The sequence below is a fragment of the Burkholderia seminalis genome (assembly GCF_001718535.1).
Classification (GTDB): domain Bacteria; phylum Pseudomonadota; class Gammaproteobacteria; order Burkholderiales; family Burkholderiaceae; genus Burkholderia; species Burkholderia seminalis.
In genome coordinates this window covers 637,511-660,273 of sequence record NZ_CP013398.1, presented here as the reverse complement: position 1 = coordinate 660,273, position 22,763 = coordinate 637,511, and the positions used below count along the sequence as shown (strand labels likewise).

The window sequence follows — 22,763 nt, the reverse complement described above, 5'->3', positions numbered from 1 at the left end:
CGCGCGAAACGCGCGAACGCTCAGTGCAGGATCTTCGCGAGGAAGTCCTTCGCGCGTTCCGATTTCGGATTCGAGAAGAAATCGTCCTTGCGGTCGTCCTCGACGATCGCGCCCTTGTCCATGAAGATCACGCGATGCGCGACCTTCTTCGCGAAGCCCATCTCGTGCGTGACGACCATCATCGTCATCCCTTCCTGCGCGAGTTCGACCATCACGTCGAGCACTTCGTTGATCATCTCGGGATCGAGCGCGGACGTCGGTTCGTCGAACAGCATCGCGATCGGGTCCATCGACAGCGCGCGCGCGATCGCGACACGCTGCTGCTGGCCGCCCGACAGCTGCCCCGGGAACTTGTGCGCATGCGCCTTCAGGCCGACGCGCTCGAGCAGCTTCATGCCCTTCTCGGTCGCTTCGTCCTTGCCGCGGCCGAGCACCTTGACCTGCGCGAGCGTCAGGTTCTCGGTGATCGACAGATGCGGGAACAGCTCGAAATGCTGGAACACCATCCCGACCTTCGAACGCAGCTTCGACAGGTTCGTCTTCCTGTCGCCGACCGACTGGCCGTTCACGAGGATCTCGCCCTGCTGAAACGGCTCGAGGCCGTTGACGGTCTTGATCAGCGTCGACTTGCCCGAGCCCGACGGGCCGCACACGACGACCACTTCGCCTTTCTTGACCTCGGTCGTGCAGTCGGTGAGGACCTGAAACTGGCCGTACCACTTCGAAACGTTCTTGATGGAAATCATCTTGTGACCTTTTTCTGGAGACCCTTGACGAGAGCAGACGCCAACGAGCAAATCACGAAATAACATGCGCCGGCGAACAGGACCATCTCGACGGTCGTGCCGTCGCGATCGCCGATGTTGGCCGCCGTGCGGAAGAAGTCCGCGAGACTGATCACGTACACGAGCGACGTATCCTGGAACAGGACGATCGCCTGCGTGAGCAGCAGCGGCACCATCGCACGGAACGCCTGCGGCAGGATCACGAGGCGCATCGCCTGCGCGTAGTTCATGCCGAGCGCGAACGCGGCATTCACCTGCCCGCGCGGCACCGCCTGGATGCCGGCGCGGATGATCTCGGAATAATACGCGGCTTCGAACAGCGAGAACGCGACCATGGCCGACGCGAGGCGGATGTCGATCGTCGGCGACAGCCCGAGCACGCCCTGCAGCAGCTGCGGCACGATCAGGAAGAACCACAGCAGCACCATCACGAGCGGGATCGAGCGGAACACCGTCACGTAGCCCTGCGCGAACCACGCGAGCGGCTTGACGCCCGACAGCCGCATCAGCGCCAGCAGCGTGCCCCAGACGATCCCGACCACGATCGCGATCAGCGTGATCTGGAACGTGACGACGGCCCCCGTCCACAGCGTCGGCAGCGCGCCGGGAATACTACTCCAGTCGAACTGATGCATCACTTGCCTCCGATATAGCCGGGCAGCCGCGTGCGGCCTTCGATCCAGCGCATGAACGCCATCACGACGAGGTTGATGATCACGTACGCGAGCGTGACGGCGATGAACGACTCGTACGTCTGCGCGGTGTAGTCGACGAGCTGGCGCGCCTGCGCGGACAGGTCGAGCAGGCCGATCGTCGACGCGACGGCGGAGTTCTTGAAGATGTTCAGGAATTCCGACGTGAGCGGCGGCACGATGATCCGGTACGCAACGGGCAGCAGCACGTAGCGATACGTCTGCCATTGCGTGAAGCCCATCGCGAGACCGGCCGCGCGCTGGCCCTTCGGCAGCGCGTTGATCCCCGAGCGCACCTGTTCGCACACGCGCGCGCCGGTGAACAGGCCCAGACAGACGATCGACGCGGTAAAGAACTGCGTGGTCGGCGGCAACTGCTTGATCCAGGTACCGATCGACGCGGGCAGCAGCTCGGGTATCACGAGATACCAGACGAAGAACTGCACGATCAGCGGAATGTTCCGGAAGATCGACACATACACGGTGCCGATCGCGGACAGCCATTTGTTCGGCGCGGTGCGCAGCACGCCGAACAGCGACCCGACGATCAGCGCGATGACCCAGGCGACGAGCGACACTTCGATCGTCACCCAGAAGCCGGACATCAGCCATCCGAAATAAGTCGTCGGCTCGCCGGTCGACACGGGGCTCAGGAAGATGCCCCAGTTCCAGTGGTAAGACATGGGCAAGACTCCAGCAAAAAGAGACGGAAGAAGCGTGGCCTCTTCCGTCTCATTAGCGTCATTTCTGCATCAACGGCCGTGTGGTCAGTCGAGTGCCTTGTCGTTCGGGTTCGCGTACAGCTTCTTCATCGAATCGGACAACGGGAAGTTCAGGTTCAGCCCCTTCGGCGGGATCGGATTCTCGAACCACTTCGCGTAGATCTTCGCGGCTTCGCCCGACTTCTCGACTTGCGAGATCGCGTCGTCGACGACCTTCTTGAAGTCGGCATCGCCCTTGCGCATCATGCAGCCGTAGGCTTCTTCCGATTGCGGCGTGCCGACGATCACCCACTCGCCCGGCTGCTTCGCCTTCGCGCGCTCGCCCGCGAGCAACGCGTCATCCATCATGAACGCGACCGCGCGGCCCGATTCCAGCGTGTTGAAGGAATCGCCATGATCCTTCGCGCTGATGATGTTCATGCCCAGCTGCTTGTCGTTGTTCATCTTGCGCAGCAGGCGCTCCGACGTCGTGCCGGCGGTCGTCACGACCGTCTTGCCCTTCAGGTCGGCGAAATCCTTGACGCCCGAATCCTTCTTCGTCATCAGGCGCGTGCCGATCACGAAGATCGTGTCGGAGAACGCAGCCTGCTGCTGGCGCTCGGTGTTGTTGGTCGTCGAGCCGCACTCGATGTCGACCGTGCCGTTCTGCACGAGCGGAATGCGGTTCTGCGACGTGACGGGGATGTTCTTCACCTGCAGGTTCGGCAGGTTCAGCTTCTTCTTCACCGCGTCCACGATCTTCATCTGGAATTCGCGCGAATAGCCGACCACCTGCTGGTTCTGGTCGTAATAGGAGAACGGAATCGACGATTCGCGGTGGCCCAGCGCGATCACGCCCGTGTCCTTGATCTTCTTCAGCGTGCCCGTCTCCTGAGCATGCGCGCCGCTTGCGAACGCGCAAAGCGCCGCGACCATCAGGACTGCCTTGTGGTATTTCATTTTGGTCATCTCCTTGGCTAAAACCCGCGCCAGTGTATCAAAGTAATATTTTTGAAAGTACTGGTTGTTTACCGCACTACGAATCGCCCTGCACGAAGCCTTCCACCCGGCTCCTGGCGCCCGAATGCGCGCGCGGGCGATGCCGGATCCGGCATCGCCCGCGAGGGTTCATTTCCGCAATCGGGGGGATTGCGTCATGAATGGATCATAGTCAACGATCAGGGGTAGAGGCCACGCATTTCGCGCGCCATCAGGATGCGCTTGCACGCGACGATGAACGCCGCCGTACGCACCGTCACCTTGTGCTCTTCCGCGACCGCCCACACGCCGGCGAACGCTTCGCGCATCACGCGCTCGAGGCGGTGGTTGATCTCGTCTTCCGTCCAGAAGAAGCTCGAGAAATCCTGCACCCATTCGAAGTACGAGACGGTCACGCCACCGGCGTTCGCGATCACGTCGGGGATCACGAGCACGCCGTTCGCGCTCAGGATGTCGTCCGCCGCCGTCGTCGTCGGGCCGTTCGCGCCTTCGACGATGATCTTCGTGCGGATCTTCGCCGCGTTCTTCTCGGTGATCTGGTTTTCCAGCGCCGCCGGGATCAGGATGTCGGTCTCGACCGTCCAGAACTCGTCGTTCGGCATCGGCTCGGCGCCTTCGAAGCCCGCGACGCCGCCCGTGCGTGCGACGTGGTCGAGCAGCTTGTTCGAATCGAGGCCGGCCGGCTGGTAGATCGTGCCCGTGTGATCCTGCACCGCGATCACCTTCGAGCCGGCTTCCTGGAACAGCTTCGCCGCGATGCCGCCGACGTTGCCGAAGCCCTGCACCGCGATGCGCGCGCCTTCGATTTCCAGCCCCTTCTTCTTCGCCGCTTCCGAGCCGACGACGAACACGCCGCGGCCCGTCGCTTCCTTGCGACCGAGCGAACCGCCGAGCGCGATCGGCTTGCCGGTCACGACGCCGGTCGACGTCTGGCCCTGGTTCATCGAGTACGTGTCCATCATCCACGCCATCACCTGTTCGTTGGTGTTGACGTCCGGCGCCGGAATGTCGGTGTTCGGCCCGATGATGATGCCGATTTCGCTGGTGTAGCGGCGCGTCACGCGCTCGAGCTCACCCCGCGACAGCTTGCGCGGGTCCACGCGGATGCCGCCCTTCGCACCGCCGTACGGCACGTTCACGGCCGCGTTCTTCACCGACATCCATGCGGACAGCGCCATCACTTCCGACAGCGTCACGTCCTGGTGGTAGCGCACGCCGCCCTTGCCCGGGCCGCGCGACACGTTGTGCTGCACGCGATAGCCTTCGAAGTGCGCGACGGTGCCGTTATCGAGCTCGATGGGGCAATCGACGATCAGGATGCGCTTCGGACGCTTCAGCGTTTCGAGCCAGCGCGACAGCGAACCGAGGTACGGCGCGACGCGATCGACCTGCTGAAGGTAGTTGCCCCACGGGCCGAGATCGTCGGCGTGCAGGTAGGACGGGATGGACTGCTGTTGCGAAGACATGGAAGCTCCAACGTTCAACGGATTGCGCACATTGTCGAAAAACCCGTTTTTTTTATCCAATGCCGTTTGCTTATTCGATTATGCGTTTCTTGCATGATCGCGATTTTTCGCAAATCCGCGGTCGATTTGCGCAAGAACGCCCGCGATCGGCCGTGCATCGCGCCGGCGAAAAAATCGGCTGGCTTGCGCGCGGGCCGGCCGCCGGACAGCCACCCGACAGGCACCGCAAGGCCGCCGTCAGCCGGCCGCGACCGACCGGCGGCGGTCGATTAACCGCCGGCGGTTAATTCGGGGTGTCGCGCAGCTCGTCGCGCACGACCTCCCACAGCGCGCGCACGAGTTTCTGGCGCGGATCGTCGCCCTGCAGCGCGAGCTTGTCGCAGTACAGCCGGATCTCCATCGTCAGCGTGAACGGATGCGCGCCGCCGCGCGCCGACCGGTCGAGCCGGATCAGCCGGCCGCCCGCGACCGAATCCTCGACCGCGCTGTGCGGCAGGAACGCGACGCCGTGGCCCGCGAGCGCCATCGCCTTCAGCCCTTCGGCCATGTCGGTCTCGTAGACGCGGTCGAGGAACAGCCGGGTCGGCGCGTTCGCGATGATGACCTCGGTCATCCGGCCGAGATACGCGTTCGGCGTATACGACAGGTACGGCACGCGCGCGTCGGCCGCGCCCGGCAGCGTATGGCGCGGCCGGCCGGCGCGGCCGGGCGCCGAGAACGGGCTGATCGGCTCGCTGCCGAGGATCAGCATGTCGTAGCGCGCCGGGTCGAGCGCGACCGGATGGCTCGGGTGGTGGTAGCCCATCACGAGATCGCAGCCGCCCTCGACGAGCGACAGCACCGCGTCGTGCACGTTCAGCGCGCGCAGCCGCGTGTGGACCTGGCCCATCTTCGCCTCGATCCGCTGCAGCCAGCGCGGAAAATACGTAAGCGACAGCGTGTGCGGCACCGCGAACTCGATCGTCGGCACCGGCGCGCCGACGTGGCCGCGCAGCAGCGTGCGCGCCTCGTGCGCCTGCGACAGCATCGTCAGCGCCTGCTCGTAGAAGATCTGCCCGGCCTGCGTGAGCCGCGTCGGATAAACCGAACGATCGATCAGTTCGGTCGCGAGCCACGCCTCCAGCGCCTGGATCCGCCGCGAGAACGCCGGCTGCGACACGTGCCGCAGTTCGGCGGACCGGCTAAAGCTGCGCGTTTCCGCGAGCGAAACGAAGTCTTCGAGCCATTTCAGTTCCATGCAGGCGGGGCGCGGCGGGCGGCGGTCGGGAAGAAGCCTGCATTCTACCGGCGGGCAGCCCCGGTCGGCGGCGGCGGCGCGGACACGCGCAAGCGGCCCTTTCTGGCGCCGCCCCGCCGTCACGCGCCCGCCGTCCCGCACTGGTCGCCCGCACTGGTCGCCCGCGCCGGTGGCCCGCGCCGGCAGCGGCCGGACCGGTTCGGCCGGGATCGCCCCGCGCCAATGGTAAAATGCCGGATTCTCCTTCCCCCTCGCTCGACCCGGCCCCAAGGCCCGCCCGATCATGTCCGACACTCGTCCCGATACGCTTTTCGCCCTCACCGCGCTCTCGCCCATCGACGGCCGCTACGCCAGCAAGACCGAAGCGCTGCGCGACTGGCTCTCCGAAGCCGCCTTCATGCGCCACCGCGTCACCGTCGAGGTGCACTGGCTGATCGCGCTGTCGCGCGCCGGCTTCGCGGAAATCCCGCGCTTCTCCGATGCGTCCGAGCAGTTCCTGCTGCAGCTCGCCGAGCGCTTCACCGCGCACGACGCCGCCCGCATCAAGGAAATCGAGCGCGTGACGAACCATGACGTGAAGGCCGTCGAATACTGGCTGAAGGAATCGGTGAAGGGCCAGGCCGAACTCGAGCAGGCCAGCGAATTCATCCACTTCGCGTGCACGTCCGAGGACATCAACAACACGTCGCACGGCATGATGCTCGCCGGCGCGCGCGAACACGTGATCCTGCCGGCGCTGCGCACGGTCTACCAGCGCCTCGTCGCCCTCGCGCACGCGCACGCCGAGCAGCCGATGCTGTCGCGCACGCACGGCCAGCCGGCCAGCCCGACGACGCTCGGCAAGGAACTCGCGAACGTCGCCGCGCGTCTCGCCCGTGCGATCACCCGCATCGAGAAGGTCGAGATCCTCGGCAAGATGAACGGCGCGGTCGGCAACTTCAACGCGCACCTGTCCGCGTATCCGGCATTCGACTGGGAAGCGTTCTCGCGCGACGTGATCGAGAACCGCCTGAAGCTCACGTTCAACCCGTATACGATCCAGATCGAGCCGCACGACTACATGGCCGAGCTGTTCGACGCCGTCGCGCGCGCGAACACGATCCTGCTCGACCTCGACCGCGACGTGTGGGGCTACATCTCGGTCGGCTACTTCAAGCAGAAGACGAAGGCCGGCGAGATCGGCTCGTCGACGATGCCGCACAAGGTCAACCCGATCGACTTCGAGAACTCGGAAGGCAACCTCGGCCTCGCGAACGCGACGCTGCGCCACCTCGCCGACAAGCTGCCGGTGTCGCGCTGGCAGCGCGACCTGACCGACTCGACGGTGCTGCGCAACATGGGCGTCGCGCTCGGCTACTCGCTGCTCGCGTACGACTCGCTGATCCGCGGCCTCGACAAGCTCGAGGTGAACCCGCAGCGCCTGGACGAAGATCTCGACAACTGCTGGGAAGTGCTGGCCGAGCCGGTGCAGACGGTAATGCGCCGCTACGGCATCGAGAACCCGTACGAGCAGCTGAAGGAACTGACGCGCGGCAAGGGCATCACGCGCGAGGCGCTGCAGGAATTCGTCGGCACGCTCGCGATCCCGCAGGACGCGAAGGATCTGCTGCTTGCGATGACGCCCGCGTCGTACATCGGCAAGGCCGTCGAACTCGCGAAGCGGATCGCGTAAGCACCGCCGTCCCCGGACGAAAAAAAGCCCGATGCGAGCGATTCGCATCGGGCTTTTTCATTGACGGCGCGCGGCAGCCTGAACACCGGACCATCAGAACGAGATCATCCGCCCCGGGTTCAGCGCGCTCATCACGCTCATCGCGGCCTTCGCGGCGGGAATCGCGATCGGCGACAACTGCCGGCCGAGCGGAATCGCGCGGTGATCGATGCCCGTGAGCATTGAGAAATCGTCGTTGCGGCCGACGAAATCGTCGCAGATCGCCTTGCCGATCCGCACCGTCTGCGCGACGCCGTGGCCGCTCCAGCCCTGCACCATGTACATCGGCACGCGGGCATCGGTCTTGCGGCTGTCGGTGGCGCCGTTCAGCGTGAAGTCGCTGACGCCGCTCCAGCAGTAGTCGAGCGCGATGCGGCCGTCGGTCTGCGGAAACACCGTGTTCAGCCGCGTCAGCAGATACGCGTTGACGTCGGGCTGCGCCCAGCAGGTGCCGGTGCCCTGCCCGCCGAACAGCAGGCGGTTGCCGCGCACCGGCCGGTAGTAGTCGATCTGGAACTGCGTGTCGTACACGGGCATGCCGGCCGGCATCAGCGTCGCGACATCGACGTCGAGCGGCGCCGTCACGCTCACGTAGGTAAAGAACGGCACCGTGGTTGCCGCGCCGTCGTCCAGCAGCCGGAACGTCGTGTTGTGCAGCGCGAGCACGACGCCCTTGCGCGCGGTGATCGTGCCGCCCGGCGTCGTCGCGACGACGCCCGCGGGCGTCTCGTCGAGTTCGAGCACCTCGGTGCCCTCGAACAGCGCGCCGCCGTTCAGCCGGAAGCCGTGCACGAGGCCGCGCACCAGCGCGAGCGGATGGATCTGGCCGCCGATCGCATCGATCGCCGCGCCGTGATACAGCCCCGAGCGCACGTATTCGTCGTGCAGCTGATGGCGGCCGACGAGCGTCACGCCCGCGTCGCCGAGATGACGGCGCGCATCCGCGCCGTCGAGCAGCGCGCTCATGTGGCCCGGGTGAACGGCCGCCGTGATGTGGCCGCGCTTGCGGTCGAGGTCGAGCGCGTAGCGCGCGCCGATCGCATCGATCAGGTCCATCGACTCGGCCGACGCGAAGCGCCACAGCCGCTTCGCGTCGTCGTGCGACAGATGGTCGATCATGTCGGCCGCCTCCCAGCGCGCGAGGCCGGGCGTCAGCTGGCCGCCGTTGCGGCCGGACGCGGCCGAACCGACGTGGTGCTTGTCGACGAGGATCGTGTCGACGCCCGCTTCCGCGAGATGCAGCGCGGCCGATGCGCCGAGCAGCCCCGCGCCGATCACGAGCACGTCGCACACCGCATCGTGCGCGAGCGGCGCGCCGTTCGCATGACGCGACAGCGACGCCTCATACCAGTTGGCCGGGCGCTCGCCGTCGTAGCGAGCCGGGTCGCACCAGTTCCAGTTGTCTTTTTCGATGTTCAGTTGCGTTTGCTCGAAACGCGATTCGCCCTGGATCAGGGGTCGTTGGTGGTTGGACGTCATGATTGCACTTGCATGGTCTTGGGCCGCCTGTCGAATAGCCTTCTGGCTTCGCGGGTGGGGCAGCCGGTTCCACATGGGTGTCAACGAGAAGAGGGGGCGCGATGGCCCGTGTTGACGGCGGGCACGCTCGTGCCGCCTGGATCCCGGACTGTGCGAAAGCACGTCTTGAAAGGTGCCGGGACACCCAATTTCTACACCGCAGAAATAATTCTACAGTGTAGAATAAGCTTTCGTCAAGTTTACGGCCGGTCCCGCACCGGCGTGCCCGCCCGCCTCGATGAAGGACAAACCCGCCCAAGGCCCGCGCGGCCTCGACAAGGACGCGATCGTCGCGGCCGCCCTCGCGCTGCTCGAAGACGTCGGAGAAGCCGCATTCAGCGTGCGCAAGCTCGCGCAGTCGGTCGGCTGCGACCCGATGAGCGTGCTGTATCACTTCAAGTCGAAGGAAGGCCTGAACCGCGCGATCGCGAACGCGCTGTCGCGCTCGCTCGTGCCGGTCGACCCGTCGCTGCCGTGGCGCGAGCGGCTGCGCGACCTCGCGCGCCAGTACCGCGCGCTCGCGCTGCGCTACCCTGCCGCGTTCGCGCTGCTGCAGCGGCACATGAGCACGGGGCCGGCCGACCTCGCACACATCGAGGCCGTGCATCGCGCGCTGACCGACGCCGGCATCCCGCGCGCGGCGCTGCCGGCGGTGTGTGTCGGCTGGTACGCGAGCGTGATCGGGCTCGCTGCCGCCGAAGCCGGCGGCCTCACGCGTGCGGCCAACGACGTCGAACTCGCGGAGATGAACGCGCTGTCCGACGCCGAGCATCCGCTCGTCAGGTCGGCCGCCCCGCTCTATGCGCAGCTGGACCCGGCCGTCGTGCACGACACGATGCTCGACGTGCTGCTCGACGGCATCGCGCGGCGCGCGCACGCGGCCTGACCGGCCGGCTTCGCGCCAACGCAAAAGGCGCCCCGAAGGGCGCCTTTTGCGTGACGATTGCCGCGAACCGCGCTCAATGCTGCTGCGCGGTACCGATCTTCAGCATGACCTGATCGACGATCCGTTCGGGCGTCAGCTCGATGCTGACCTCGATCGCTTCGTCCGGGCCCGGCTCCTCGAGCGTATCGAGCTGGCTCTTCAGCAGCGACGGATCGAAGAAATGGCCGGTGCGGCTCTTCAGGCGCTCCTGCAACACCTCGAACGACCCCTTCAGATACACGAACCGCACATCGGTGTCGGTGCCGCGCAGCACGTCGCGGTACGACCGCTTCAGCGACGAGCACGTGAACACGGCCGTTTCGCCGGCACGCTGCTTTTCCTCGATGGCCGCGCGGATCGTGCGCAGCCACGGCCAGCGGTCGTCGTCGGTCAGCGGAATGCCGTTATGCATCTTTTCCTTGTTCGCCGCGCTGTGAAACGCGTCGCCGTCGGTATAGCTGCACGACAGGCGTTCCGCCAGCATTTCGCCGATCAGCGACTTGCCTGCGCCCGATACGCCCATTGCGATCAGAATCATTGACTACCCCTTGTTACAAAACCATGCTCAGCAGCAGCGTGAAGCCCAGACCAAGCACTGAAATGATGGTTTCGAGCAACGACCAGGTCTTGAACGTCTGACCGACCGTCATCCCGAAGTATTCCTTGATCAGCCAGAAGCCGCCATCGTTCACGTGCGAGAAGATCAGCGAGCCCGAACCGGTGGCCAGCACCAGCAGCTCCGGGCTGACCGTCGTGCCGGCCGCCGCCGCGATCGGCGCGACGATGCCGCAGGCCGTCGTCATCGCGACCGTCGCCGAGCCGGTCGCGAGACGCATCAGCGCCGCGACGAACCAGCCGAGCAGCAGCGGCGACAGATGCGCGTGCTTCGCGGTCTCGACGATCTGCTGCGAGATCCCGCTGTCGCGCAGGACACCGCCGAAGCCGCCGCCCGCGCCGACGATCAGCGTGATCCCGGCGATCGGCGCCAGGCACTCGCTGCAGAACTTCTGGATCTGGTCGCGGTTGAAGCCCTGCAGCTTGCCGAACGTGAAGAAGCTCACGAGCACGGCGATCAGCAGCGCGACGTCCGAGTTGCCGGCGAAGCGCAGCAGGTTGTTCGGCAGCGACTTCGGCGTGAACAGCAGGTCGGCCCAGCTGCCGACGAGCATCAGCACGACGGGCAGCAGGATCGTGAACAGCGTGATGCCGAAGCTCGGCAGTTCGCGCGTGCGGCCGTCCGTGCGCGAATCGACGAATTGCGACGCGAGCGGGTTGTTGTCCGGCAGCTTCACGAACTTCGAGATCGTCAGCGCGAACAGCGGGCCCGCGATGATCGCGGTCGGCACGCCGACGAGCAGGCCGAACGCGATCGTCTTGCCGATATCGGCGCCGTATTGCTGGACAGCCAGCAGCGCGGCCGGGTGCGGCGGGATCAGCCCGTGCACGACCGACAGGCCGGCCACCATCGGCAGGCCGACGACGAGCAGCGACTTGCCGGTGCGCTTCGCGACGTTGAACGCGATCGGGATCAGCAGCACGAAGCCGACTTCGAAGAACACCGGCAGGCCGACGATGATCGCGACGAACATCATCGCCCAGTGGATGTTCTTTTCACCGAACCAGTCGATCAGCGTGGTCGCGATCCGTTCGGCGCCGCCCGATTCGGCCATCATCTTGCCGAGCATCGTGCCGAGGCCGACGACGATCGCAATGTGACCGAGCGTGCCGCCGGTGCCCGTCTCGAACGACTTGACGATCTTGTCCATCGGCATGCCGACGACGAGACCAAGGCCGAGCGAAACGATGATCAGCACCAGGAACGGGTAGATCTTGTAGCGCGCGATCATCAGGATCAGCGCGGCAATCGCGATCAGCGTGAATACGAGCAGCATGCTGCCTTGGACAGCCCCCATGTGGCACTCCTCCTAGAATTGTTCGAACCGGGCGAGCTGTTGCGAGTATGCCCGGCTATGCAGGTCTCCGAAACACGGGGGGTACCCACCCCGTCAGGACGCTGAATTTTACTTATCTTTACGGCCTGCGGATAGAACCGGTTCCATCAGCAAAAACCCTCGGTAAAACAAGCACTAAGCGCTCGCTTCCGAGGGTTCTTTCTTCATTTCATACAAGCATTAGCGCGGCAGCTGGCTCGCGGCTTGCGCGAGGCGCGTGACTTCGGCCCAGTCCTGCGCGGCAAGCGCGGCCTTCGGCGTGAGCCACGAGCCGCCGACACACACGACGTTCGGCAGTTTCAGGAAATTCGGCGCGGTGTCGACCGTGATGCCGCCGGTCGGGCAGAACTTCAGCGCCGGGAACGGGCCGTGGAACGCCTGCAGCATCGGCACGCCGCCTGCCTGCTGCGCGGGGAAGAACTTCACGATCTCGTAGCCGAATTCGAGCGCCTGGATGATGTCGCTCGGCGTCATCACGCCCGGCAGCAGCGGCAGGCCCGCGTCGAGCGACGCGAGGTGCAGGTCCTTCGTCAGGCCCGGCGACACGCCGAACTTCGCGCCGGCGCGCTTCGCCTGCGCGCAGTGCTCGGGTTTCGTGATCGTGCCGACGCCGACGACGATGTCGTCCGCGAGCTGGCTCGCGCGCTGGATCGCCTCCAGGCCGGCCGGCGTGCGCAGCGTGATCTCGAGTACCTTCACGCCGCCTGCGTGCAGCGCGCGCGACACGTGTTCGCCCTGCTCGACCGAGTCGAATGCGAGCACCGGAATGACCGGGCCCAGCTTCACGATTTCAGCAATCGTCTTCATTGAATTGGCTCCTTGAAATTCATGCGGCGACGTGGGCGGCCGTTTCGCCGACCAGCGTCCCGAAAACCGATGCGCCCTGCTCGGCCGGCGCCGCGGCCGCGCGGAACACGCCGAACAGTTCACGCCCGAAGCCGACCTCGTTCTCGGCCTGGTGCAGCGGCTGCGCGACCGGGCGCGCATGCCACTCCGCGTCGTCGATCTCGATGTCGAGCACGCCGGCTTCCGCGTCGATCACCAGCGTATCGCCCGTCTTCACCTTGCCCAGCGGGCCGGCCAGCAGCGCTTCCGGCGACACGTGGATCACGGCCGGCACCTTGCCCGACGCGCCCGACATGCGGCCGTCGGTCACCAGCGCGACGTGGAAGCCCTGATCCTGCAGCACGCCGAGCAGCGGCGTCAAACGGTGCAGCTCGGGCATCCCGTTCGCGCGCGCGCCCTGGAAGCGCACGACCGCGACGAAATCGCGCTTCAGCTCGCCGCGATCGAACGCTTCCTGCACGGCTTCCTGCGAATCGAACACGATCGCGGGCGCCGTCACCTTGCGGTGCTCGGGCGCGACCGCCGAAATCTTGATCACGCCGCGGCCGAGCCGGCCCTGCATCAGGCGCAGGCCGCCGTCCGGCTGGAACGGGTCGCGGATGCCGCGCAGCACCTTCGTGTCGTGGCTCTCGGCCGCGCCGTCGACCCACGTCAGCTTGCCGTCGATCAGCTTCGGCTCCTTCGTGTAGTGCGACAGTCCCTTGCCGGCGACCGTCGTCACGTCCTCGTGCAGCAGGCCGCCTTCGAGCAGGTTGCGCACCAGGAACGCGACGCCGCCCGCCGCGTGGAAGTGGTTCACGTCGGCCTTGCCGTTCGGGTAGATCTTCGCGAGCAGCGGCACGACGGCCGACAGTTCGTCGAAGTCGTTCCAGTCGATCAGGATGCCGGCCGCGCGCGCGATCGCGACGAGGTGCAGCGTGTGGTTGGTCGAGCCGCCCGTCGCGAGCAGCGCGACGATGCCGTTGACGATCGCCTTCTCGTCGATCACATGGCCGATCGGCGTGTAATGGCCGCGCTCGACGGTCAGGTCGAGCACGCGGCGCGCGGCCTCGGCCGTCAGCGCGGTGCGCAGCGGCGTGTGCGGATGAACGAATGCCGAGCCCGGCAGGTGCAGGCCCATCAGCTCCATCAGCATCTGGTTGCTGTTCGCCGTGCCGTAGAACGTGCAGGTGCCGTGGCCGTGATACGCGGCCGATTCGGCTTCGAGCAGCGCGTCGCGGCCGACCTGGCCGGTCGCGAACTGCTGGCGGATCTTCGCCTTGTCGTCGTTCGACAGGCCGCTCGTCATCGGGCCGGCCGGCACGAAGATCGTCGGAAGGTGGCCGAACTGCAGCGCGCCGATCAGGAGGCCCGGCACGATCTTGTCGCAGATGCCCAGGCACAGCGCCGCGTCGAACATGTTGTGCGTGAGCGCGATCGCCGTGCCCATCGCGATCGCTTCGCGCGAGAACAGCGACAGCTCCATCCCCGGGTTGCCCTGCGTGACACCGTCGCACATCGCCGGCACGCCGCCGGCGAACTGCGCGACCCCGCCGTTCTCGCGCGCGGCCGCCTTGATGATCTCGGGGAAATCCTTGTACGGCGCATGCGCGGACAGCATCTCGTTGTACGAGGACACGATGCCGATGTTCGGCTCGCGAATCGCCTTGATCGAGAACTTGTCGTTGCCTTCGAGGCCCGCGAAGCCGTGCGCGAGGTTCGCGCACGACAGCGCGCCGCGTGCCGGGAACTTGCCCTGCGCGCCGTCGATGCGCTGCAGATAGGCGGAACGGGTCGATTGGCTGCGGGCGATCACGCGTTCGGTGACCTTCGCCAGGGTGGGGTGCAGCGACGTCATGCTGGGCGCTCCTGTATGCCGGCCGACACCGGCGGTTGGAATCGTGGGGACGGTCGAGTGCGTCGACCGAACGAAGCCAGTCTAGTAGAAAAACTACAAGCACGCAATGCGGATCGACAGGTGCGCAATCCTTATTCCCGCCACCAGCAAGGCCAAACCTAGTGAAAACCCTAATTTCGCCTGTCGTCATCCCACCAAAAGCACCACAATGACGCTAGTAATTTCATGTAGATTTTCTACAATTCGATTGCGATACACTCGCTCATCCGAACCCGATTTTCACGTACCGCCCCATGCTGCCTCGCATTGAAGCGATCCGCGCCGAGTTGCGCCCGTCCGAGCGCAAGCTCGCCGACTACATCCTCGCCGCGCCGCGCGAGGTGCTCGACCTCGCGATGACCGAGCTGTCGACGCGCGCGGGCGTCAGCCAGCCGACCATCGCCCGCTTCTGCCAGGCGCTCGGCTGCAGCGGCTTTCGCGAATTCAAGATCCGGCTCGCACAGAGCGTCGCGCCGGGCGTGTCGTCGGTCTATCGCGACGTCGAGCCCGACGAACCGGCGCCCGGCATCATCGGCAAGGTGTTCGACCGCACGATCGGCGCGCTGATCGAAGTACGCAACAGCCTGTCCGCCGGCAGCGTCGCCGAGGCGATCGCGCTGCTGTCGAACGCGTCGCGGATCGAGTTCTACGGCGCTGGCGGCTCGGGCATCGCCGCGCAGGACATCCAGCACAAGTTCTTCCGGCTCGGCGTGCCGAGCGTCGCGTACTCGGATCCGCACACGTTCTCGATGTCGTCCGCGCTGCTCGGGCCGCACGACGTCGTCGTCGCGATCTCGAACACCGGCCGCACGCGCGACATCGTCGACGCCGCGCGCTCCGCGCTCGCGTGCGGCGCGAAGGTCGTCGCGATCACGCAGAGCCATTCGCCGCTCGCGAAGCTCGCGACCGTGAGCCTCGCGTCGAACGTTGCCGAGGAAACGGACGTGTTCTCGCCGATGACGTCGCGGATGTCGCACCTCGCGATCGGCGACATCCTCGCGGTCGGCGTGGCGCTGTCGCGCGGCCCCGCGCTGATGGAACGGGTCGGCCGCGCGAAGGAAGCGATTACGCGGCGCCGGATCGACGACGGCACGAAGGATTGACGGCGCGTGGCGGTCGGCCGGCGCATGACCGGCGCATCAGCCGGCACGTAACACGCACGTCAACGACAAACGGCGCCCCGAGGGGCGCCGTCGCGCAGGGGTCCGCACCGGCCACCGCGCCGGCCGCGCCGCTCAGAACGGCTTGATCACGACCAGTGCGACCGCGGCAAGCATGCCGAGCACCGGCAGTTCGTTGAACACGCGATACCACTTGTCGGTACGCTTGTTCTCGCCGCGCTCGAACACTTTCAACAAGTGCCCGCAGTACGCGTGGTAGATCACGAGCAGCAGCACGACCGTCACCTTCGCATGGATCCAGCCCTGCCCCTGCCCGATGCCGATCACGAGCCACAGCCACAGCCCGCAGGCCAGCGCCGGCACCGCGATCATCGTCATGAAGCGGAACAGCTTGCGCGCCATCAGCAGCAGGCGGCGTACCGCGGCCGGATCGGTCTCCATGGCCAGGTTCACGTAGATGCGCGGCAGGTAGAAGAGCCCCGCGAACCACGCGGCGATCAGAACGATATGGAACGTCTTGACCCAGAGCATTGCCATTGGTGGTGTGCCTCGCGGGTTACTGGCGGCCTTCGCCGTGTCCGAGCACGACGTACTTCAGCGACGTCAGCCCTTCCAGGCCGACGGGGCCGCGTGCGTGCAGCTTGTCGTTCGAGATGCCGATTTCCGCGCCGAGGCCGAACTCGAAGCCGTCCGCGAAGCGGGTCGACGCGTTGACCATCACGCTCGCGGAATCGACCTCGCGCAGGAAACGCATCGCGCGGTCGTGATCCTCGGTAACGATCGCATCGGTGTGATGCGAGCCGTAGTGGTTGATGTGCTCGATCGCGGCGTCGAGGCCGTCGACGACCTTGATCGCGAGCACCGGCGCGAGATATTCGGTATGCCAGTCTTCTTCGGTCGCGTCGACGAGCGGACCGACGCCCGCATCGGCGAGCACCGCGCGCGCGGCCGCATCGACGCGCAGCTCGACCTGCTTGTCGCGATACAGCTTGCCGAGCGGCGGCAGCAGCGCAGCCGCGATGCCGCCCGACACGAGCAGCGTCTCCATCGTGTTGCAGGTGCCGTAGCGGTGCGTCTTCGCGTTGTCGCAGACGGTCAGCGCCTTGGCGAGATCGGCGCGATCGTCGACGTACACGTGGCAGATGCCGTCGAGGTGCTTGATCATCGGCACGCGCGCCTCGTTGATCAGGCGCTCGATCAGGCTCTTGCCGCCGCGCGGCACGATCACGTCGACGTATTCGGTCATCGTGATCAGCTTGCCGACCGCCGCGCGATCGGCCGTCGCGACGACCTGCACCGCGTCCTGCGGCAGGCCGGCCGCCTCGAGCCCTTCACCGATCAGCTTCGCGAGCGCCGCGTTCGATTCGAGCGCTTCGGAGCCGCCGCGCAGGATCGTCGCGTTGCCCGACTTCAGGCACAGCGCGGCCGCGTCGATCGTCACGTTCGGGCGCGATTCGTAGATGATGCCGATCACGCCGAGCGGCACGCGCATCTGGCCGACCTGGATCCCGCTCGGGCGATACTTGAGGTTGCCGATCTCGCCGATCGGATCGGCGAGCGACGCGACCTGGCGCAGCCCTTCGACCATCGTTTTCAGCGCCTTGTCCGACAGCGTCAGGCGGTCGACGAACGCTGCATCGAGCCCCTTTTCACGGGCGCGGGCGACGTCGCGCGCATTCGCGTCCTTCAGCACCTGCACGTCGCGTTCGATCGCGCGGGCCACCGCGTCGAGCGCCGCGTTCTTCGCGGCCGTGCTGGCGCGCGCCATCGCGCGGGAAGCGTGCCGGGCGCGACGGCCCAGGTCGGTCATGTACTGATCGATATCCATCGTGTGACTCGAGAAGCGAGCCGCGCGGAGCGGCATGAATTCGTGGGGGAGCGCGCGGACGGCCATCCGGGGCGGCCATCCGCGCCAGGCCGCGGCAGACACGCCGCGCCGGCAATCGAAATATTGTAAGCGGGTTGCGCCGTGCGCGCTGACGGCCCGGACGGGACCTAGCGTCGCACGCGACCCGCGGTCGGCGGTCGTTCGCCGCGCGCGCCCGCGACCGTCATCGCGAGCTGGAACAGCCCGTCCCACGGATCGGGCGGCGGCTCGTCCTGCGTGCGGCGGCCCGGCACGACGGCCGTGAGCCCCTTGACCTGCCGGTCGAGCTTCGCGGCGAACGCGAGCGCCTTCTCGAGCACGCCTTCCGACACGCGGTTCAGCGCGGGGCCGATCAGCCGCTCGCGCGGCCCCCATACGCGGTTCTCGCGCAGCAGCGTCGCCAGCGGCTTGCCGGCCGTCGCGCCGCGCTTGATCCGCAGCAGCGTGCGCAGTTCCTCGACGACGGCCCACATCACGAGCACGATCGCCTCGCCCTCGCCCTTCAGCCCGTCGATCATCCGTGCGAGCCGCGCGGCGTCGCCGGCGAGCATCGCTTCGTTCAGCTTGAAGACGTCGTAGCGCGCGACGTTCAGCACCGCGTCGTGCACCTGCTCGAACGACAGCGTCCCTTGCGGATACAGCAGCCCGAGCTTCTGGATTTCCTGGTGCGCGGCGAGCAGGTTGCCTTCGACGCGCTCGGCAATGAACTGCAGCGCGCGCCGCCCGTCGTCGCCGGGCGCGGCCCGCTGGCCCTGCATCGCGAGACGCTGGCCGATCCAGTTCGGCAGTTGCGCGCGATCGACCGGATCGATCTTCAGCGCGACGCCGCCGTTCTGCAGCGCGGTAAACCACGCGGATTTCTGCGTGGCCGCATCGAGACGCGGCAACGTGACGAGCATCAGCGCGTCGGGATTGGGCGCGGCCGCGAGCGTCTTCAGCGCATCGGCGCCTTCCTTGCCGGGCTTGCCCGACGGAATGCGCAGCTCGATCAGCTGGCGCTCGCCGAACAGCGACATCGCCTGGGTCGCGCCGAGCAGCACGCTCCAGTCGAAGCCGCGCTCGACCGTATGCACCGAACGCTCGGTGAAGCCGGCCGCGCGTGCGGCCGCACGAATGCGGTCGCACGCTTCCTGCGCGAGCAGCGGCTCGTCGCCGTAGACGGTATAGAGCCCGGCCAACCCCTTCGCGAGGTGCGGCTCCAGCGCATCAAGTCGCAATTGCATCGCTACGTGCGCCGTCGATCAGAGCGGCGGCGGCGGCAGCGGCGCGCGCGGCGCGACACCCGGCACCACGTCCTCCGGCGCCGGCGTCAGCGAATGGACGATCGCGAGACGTCGCATCAGCTGGTCGACCGCGTCGTTCTGCATGTCGCCGTACAGGATGTCGGCTTCCTGCGCCTTCGCGTTCGTGTACTGGTCGCTGTACGTCATCGCGCGGTTCAGCGCGATCGCGCTCGGCGGGATCAGCACGGTGCCGTCCTTGCTCGTCAGCGTGTAGTTCAGCGTATAGAACAGCGCGTATTCCTGCGCCGAGCCGAACTTGTTGAGCGTCAGCGTGTTCTGCCCACGCGACTCCCACATGCGCAGCACGGCGTCGGCGTCGTCCGCCGACTTGACGATCTTCGTGTCGCTGCCGGCCTCGACGAGGCGCGTGAGACGCGCCTCGACGGGCGCCGGCGCACCGGCCACCAGCAGGTGCTTGAACGCGTAGTCCTGCTGGCCGCGCAACTGGAAGCCGCATGCCGACAGCGCGACCGCGCTGCCGACGAGCATCAAAAACGATCTGCGGATCACCTTCGCTCCTTCTGGGTACGTCCGACGGCCGGCGGCCGTCAGACGACGATGTTCACGAGGCGGCCCGGCACGACGACGATCTTCTTCGCCGGCTTGCCGTCGCTGAACTTCGCGAATGCTTCGTCGGCCACCGCCGCGGCTTCGATCGCCTCGCGGCTCGCGTCCTTCGCCACCTTCAGCGCGCCGCGCACCTTGCCGTTCACCTGCAGCACGAGTTCGATCTCGGCCTGCTCGAGCGCGGCCTCGTCGACCTTCGGCCACGGCGCGTCGAGCAGCGGGCCGAATTCGTCCGCGTAGCCGAGTGCCTTCCACAGCTCGAACGTGACGTGCGGCACGACCGGGTACAGCACGCGCAGCAGCACGCCGTACGCTTCGCGCAGCACGCCGGGCGTCGCGCCCTTCGCGCCGTCGATCGCGTTCAGCATCTTCATCGCGGCCGACACGACCGTGTTGTACTGCAGGCGCTGGTAGTCGAAATCGGCCTGCTTCAGCACGCTGTAGATCTCGCGGCGCAGCGCCTTGTCGGCTTCGCCGAGCGCGGCTGCATCGAAGCCCGCGCGCGCGGCGAGCGCCTCGCGGTTGCCGTAGCCGAAGCTCCACACGCGGCGCAGGAAGCGGCTCGCGCCTTCGACGCCCGCGCCCGACCATTCGAGCTGCTGCTCGGGCGGTGCGGCGAACATCGTGAACAGGCGCGCGGTGTCGGCGCCGTACAGGTCGATCAGCACCTGCGGATCGACGCCGTTGTTCTTCGACTTCGACATCTTCTCGATGCCGCCGAGCACGACCGGCTGGCCGTCCGTGTTCAGCGTCGCGCCGACCGGGCGGCCCTTGTCGTCGTGCGTGACCGTCACGTCGGCCGGGTTGTACCAGGTCTTCTTGCCCGAAGCGTCCTCGCGGTAGAACGTCTCGTTCAGCACCATCCCCTGCGTGAGCAGGTTCTTCGCCGGCTCGCCGAACTTCACGAGGCCGAGGTCGCGCATCACCTTGGTCCAGAAGCGCGAATACAGCAGGTGCAGGATCGCGTGCTCGATGCCGCCGATGTATTGGTCCATCGGCATCCAGTAATCGGTGCGTGCGTCGACCATCGTGTCGGCGTCCGGCGCCGTGTAGCGCGAGAAGTACCACGACGAATCGACGAACGTGTCCATCGTGTCGGTTTCGCGCTTCGCGGCCGCGCCGCACTTCGGGCACGAACAGTTCAGGAACGCTTCCGACTTCGCGAGCGGGTTGCCCGAGCCGTCCGGCACGAGGTCTTCCGGCAGCACGACCGGCAGGTCCTGTTCCGGCACCGGCACGTCGCCGCACGACGGGCAGTGGATGATCGGGATCGGCGTGCCCCAGTAGCGCTGGCGCGATACGCCCCAGTCGCGCAGGCGCCACGTGACCTGCTTGTCGCCGAAGCCGCCGGCGTTCAGGTCGGCCGCGACCGCGTCGACCGCTTCCGCGTAGCGCAGGCCGTCGTACTTGCCGCTGTTCACGCAGACCGCGGTTTCCTTGTCGCCGTACCACTCCTGCCATGCGTCGAGCGAGTACGTCTGGCCTTCGGCCGAGATCACCTGCTTGATCGGCAGATCGTACTTCTTCGCGAACGCGAAGTCGCGCTCGTCGTGGCCCGGCACGCCCATCACCGCGCCTTCGCCATAGCTCATCAGCACGTAGTTGCCGATCCACACCTCGACCGGCTCGCCGGTCAGCGGGTGCTTGACCGAGAAGCCCGTCGCGACGCCCTTCTTTTCCATCGTCGCGACGTCGGCTTCGGCGACGCCGCCGCGCTTGCATTCGTCGATGAACGCGAGCAGTTCCGGCTTGTCCTGCGCCAGACGCGTGGCGAGCGGGTGCTCGGCCGCGATCGCGCAGAACGTGACGCCCATGATCGTGTCGGCGCGCGTCGTGAACACGCGCAGCAGCTTCTGCTCGCCGTCGAGTTCGTACGGGAAGCCGAAGTTCACGCCGAAGCTCTTGCCGATCCAGTTCTGCTGCATGATCTTCACGCGCTCGGGCCAGCCGAGGCCGTCGAGGTCGTTCAGCAGTTCATCGGCGTACTGCGTGATGCGCAGGTAGTACATCGGGATCTCGCGCTTCTCGACGAGCGCGCCCGAGCGCCAGCCGCGCCCGTCGATCACCTGCTCGTTCGCGAGCACGGTCTGGTCGACCGGGTCCCAGTTCACGGTGCCCGTCTTCTTGTACGCGATGCCCTTCTCGAGCATCTTCAGGAACAGCCACTGGTTCCACTTGTAGTAGTCGGGCTTGCACGTCGCGATCTCGCGCGACCAGTCGATCGCGAGGCCCATCGACTGCATCTGGCCCTTCATGTAGTCGATGTTGTCGTAGGTCCACTTCGCGGGCGGCACGCCGTTCGCCATCGCGGCGTTCTCGGCCGGCATCCCGAACGCGTCCCAGCCCATCGGCATCAGCGTGTTGTAGCCGTTCATCCGCAGATAGCGGTACATCACGTCGTTGATCGTGTAGTTGCGCACGTGACCCATGTGCAGCTTGCCGGACGGGTACGGCAGCATCGACACGCAGTAGAACTTCGGCTTCTGCGAATCTTCCTGCGTCTTGTAGGCATCGGCTGCGCGCCAGTCGCCCTGGGCGGCGGCTTCGACGTCGGCGGGTACGTATCTTTCGTGCATGGTGTGGTTCGGGCTAGGCTTTAAGCGGCGCGACGGCTCGCGCGCAGAAGTGGATCGAAAGGCGTGCATGCCCGGCGCGGGAACAGGCGGGCTGTTGCCGGACCGGGAAAAACGACGATTATACCGCCCGCGCCGGCCCGCACGGCCGGTCTCGCGGGCCGGGGCCCGCAACCGGGGCGCGTCAGGGTTTCGCCGTGGCGGCGGCCGGCGCGGCGGCGCCCGCCTGCGGCGGCACGTCGGTCACGAAACCGATCCGCGTAAGACCCGCGGCCTGCGCGGCGCCCATCACCTGCGCGATCACGTCGTAGCGCGTCGCGCGCGACGCGCGCAGCCGCAGCTCCGGCGGCGCGGCGCCCGCGGCGGCGGCCCGGAAGCGCGCGGGCAGCGCGTCGAGCGCGACGGGCGCGTCGTCCCAGTACAGCTTGCCGGCGTCGTCGATCGACAAGGTGACGGATAACGGCGTGTCGCGCGCGACGCTGGCCGCGACCTTCGGCAGGTCGAGCCGGATCGCGTGCGTCATCAGCGGCGCGGTGATGATGAAGATGACGAGCAGCACGAGCATCACGTCGATCAGCGGCGTCATGTTGATCTCCGCCATCGGCGCGGACGTCTTGTGGTGCTCGAGCCCGCCGAATGCCATG

20 protein-coding genes are annotated in these 22,763 nt (G+C 66.8%); 3 read left to right on the top strand and 17 right to left on the bottom strand.

Annotation, left to right across the window (positions count from 1 at the left end; genetic code table 11):
* Positions 1–20: 20 nt before the first annotated feature.
* The 6 genes from WJ12_RS02985 to WJ12_RS02955 all read right to left on the bottom strand — a co-directional run bounded on the left by WJ12_RS02985 (position 21) and on the right by WJ12_RS02955 (position 5,880).
* Positions 21–746: an amino acid ABC transporter ATP-binding protein gene (locus tag WJ12_RS02985; RefSeq protein WP_069245541.1), complete on the bottom strand. Its 726-nt coding sequence runs from the start codon at positions 744–746 to the stop codon at positions 21–23.
* Positions 743–1,420 carry a glutamate/aspartate ABC transporter permease GltK gene (gene gltK, locus WJ12_RS02980; protein ID WP_034186442.1) on the bottom strand — a complete coding sequence of 226 codons (678 nt, stop codon included), beginning with the start codon at positions 1,418–1,420 and terminating at the stop codon, positions 743–745. The genes WJ12_RS02985 and gltK overlap by 4 nt, the downstream gene beginning before the upstream one ends.
* Positions 1,420–2,160 carry an amino acid ABC transporter permease gene (locus tag WJ12_RS02975; RefSeq protein WP_034186441.1) on the bottom strand — a complete coding sequence of 247 codons (741 nt, stop codon included), beginning with the start codon at positions 2,158–2,160 and terminating at the stop codon, positions 1,420–1,422. The genes gltK and WJ12_RS02975 overlap by 1 nt, the downstream gene beginning before the upstream one ends.
* Positions 2,161–2,244: 84 nt before the next feature.
* A complete protein-coding gene (locus WJ12_RS02970) occupies positions 2,245–3,138 on the bottom strand; it encodes a glutamate/aspartate ABC transporter substrate-binding protein (protein ID WP_034186451.1) in 894 nt (297 codons plus the stop codon).
* 218 nt (positions 3,139–3,356) lie between these two features.
* Positions 3,357–4,643: a Glu/Leu/Phe/Val family dehydrogenase gene (locus WJ12_RS02965; RefSeq protein ID WP_034186440.1), complete on the bottom strand. Its 1,287-nt coding sequence runs from the start codon at positions 4,641–4,643 to the stop codon at positions 3,357–3,359.
* A gap of 283 nt (positions 4,644–4,926) precedes the next feature.
* Positions 4,927–5,880: a LysR substrate-binding domain-containing protein gene (locus tag WJ12_RS02955; protein WP_034186438.1), complete on the bottom strand. Its 954-nt coding sequence runs from the start codon at positions 5,878–5,880 to the stop codon at positions 4,927–4,929.
* 283 nt (positions 5,881–6,163) lie between these two features.
* Between WJ12_RS02955 and purB the strand changes: the two genes are divergently transcribed.
* Complete coding sequence (gene purB, locus WJ12_RS02950) at positions 6,164–7,552, top strand: adenylosuccinate lyase (protein WP_069245540.1); 1,389 nt, start codon at positions 6,164–6,166, stop codon at positions 7,550–7,552.
* A gap of 93 nt (positions 7,553–7,645) precedes the next feature.
* On the opposite strand, the gene WJ12_RS02945 is transcribed toward purB, so the two are convergent.
* On the bottom strand, positions 7,646–9,070 hold the full coding sequence (locus tag WJ12_RS02945; RefSeq protein WP_059558026.1) for an NAD(P)/FAD-dependent oxidoreductase: 1,425 nt from the start codon (positions 9,068–9,070) through the stop codon (positions 7,646–7,648).
* Between the two features lie 277 nt (positions 9,071–9,347).
* Between WJ12_RS02945 and WJ12_RS02940 the strand changes: the two genes are divergently transcribed.
* A complete protein-coding gene (locus tag WJ12_RS02940; RefSeq protein WP_034186435.1) occupies positions 9,348–9,995 on the top strand; it encodes a TetR/AcrR family transcriptional regulator in 648 nt (215 codons plus the stop codon).
* 73 nt (positions 9,996–10,068) lie between these two features.
* On the opposite strand, the gene WJ12_RS02935 is transcribed toward WJ12_RS02940, so the two are convergent.
* The 4 genes from WJ12_RS02935 to edd all read right to left on the bottom strand — a co-directional run bounded on the left by WJ12_RS02935 (position 10,069) and on the right by edd (position 14,669).
* Complete coding sequence (locus WJ12_RS02935; protein WP_034186434.1) at positions 10,069–10,572, bottom strand: gluconokinase; 504 nt, start codon at positions 10,570–10,572, stop codon at positions 10,069–10,071.
* Between the two features lie 13 nt (positions 10,573–10,585).
* The gene (locus tag WJ12_RS02930; protein ID WP_034186433.1) at positions 10,586–11,947 is read right to left on the bottom strand and encodes a GntP family permease; all 1,362 of its coding nucleotides are present in this window, start codon (positions 11,945–11,947) and stop codon (positions 10,586–10,588) included.
* Positions 11,948–12,166: 219 nt separating this feature from the next.
* Entirely contained in the window at positions 12,167–12,793 is a 627-nt protein-coding gene (gene eda / locus WJ12_RS02925) for a bifunctional 4-hydroxy-2-oxoglutarate aldolase/2-dehydro-3-deoxy-phosphogluconate aldolase (RefSeq protein WP_034186432.1), read from the bottom strand.
* A gap of 19 nt (positions 12,794–12,812) precedes the next feature.
* The gene (gene edd, locus WJ12_RS02920; RefSeq protein ID WP_059558028.1) at positions 12,813–14,669 is read right to left on the bottom strand and encodes a phosphogluconate dehydratase; all 1,857 of its coding nucleotides are present in this window, start codon (positions 14,667–14,669) and stop codon (positions 12,813–12,815) included.
* A 293-nt stretch (positions 14,670–14,962) separates the two neighbouring features.
* Between edd and WJ12_RS02915 the strand changes: the two genes are divergently transcribed.
* Positions 14,963–15,811 (top strand): MurR/RpiR family transcriptional regulator, encoded by an 849-nt coding sequence (locus tag WJ12_RS02915; RefSeq protein ID WP_021158790.1) that lies wholly within the window; start codon positions 14,963–14,965, stop codon positions 15,809–15,811.
* 132 nt (positions 15,812–15,943) lie between these two features.
* On the opposite strand, the gene WJ12_RS02910 is transcribed toward WJ12_RS02915, so the two are convergent.
* From WJ12_RS02910 to WJ12_RS02885, 6 genes are all read right to left on the bottom strand, one after another.
* The gene (locus tag WJ12_RS02910) at positions 15,944–16,366 is read right to left on the bottom strand and encodes a CopD family protein (protein WP_107938103.1); all 423 of its coding nucleotides are present in this window, start codon (positions 16,364–16,366) and stop codon (positions 15,944–15,946) included.
* Positions 16,367–16,385: 19 nt separating this feature from the next.
* Positions 16,386–17,657 (bottom strand): glutamate-5-semialdehyde dehydrogenase, encoded by a 1,272-nt coding sequence (locus WJ12_RS02905; RefSeq protein WP_059558030.1) that lies wholly within the window; start codon positions 17,655–17,657, stop codon positions 16,386–16,388.
* A gap of 167 nt (positions 17,658–17,824) precedes the next feature.
* Positions 17,825–18,919: a DNA polymerase III subunit delta gene (gene holA, locus WJ12_RS02900; protein ID WP_034186429.1), complete on the bottom strand. Its 1,095-nt coding sequence runs from the start codon at positions 18,917–18,919 to the stop codon at positions 17,825–17,827.
* 18 nt (positions 18,920–18,937) lie between these two features.
* Positions 18,938–19,489 (bottom strand): LPS-assembly lipoprotein LptE, encoded by a 552-nt coding sequence (locus WJ12_RS02895; protein ID WP_034186428.1) that lies wholly within the window; start codon positions 19,487–19,489, stop codon positions 18,938–18,940.
* A gap of 38 nt (positions 19,490–19,527) precedes the next feature.
* On the bottom strand, positions 19,528–22,122 hold the full coding sequence (gene leuS, locus WJ12_RS02890) for a leucine--tRNA ligase (protein WP_034186427.1): 2,595 nt from the start codon (positions 22,120–22,122) through the stop codon (positions 19,528–19,530).
* A gap of 181 nt (positions 22,123–22,303) precedes the next feature.
* Entirely contained in the window at positions 22,304–22,762 is a 459-nt protein-coding gene (locus WJ12_RS02885; RefSeq protein ID WP_059558032.1) for an ExbD/TolR family protein, read from the bottom strand.
* Position 22,763 lies beyond the last annotated feature (1 nt).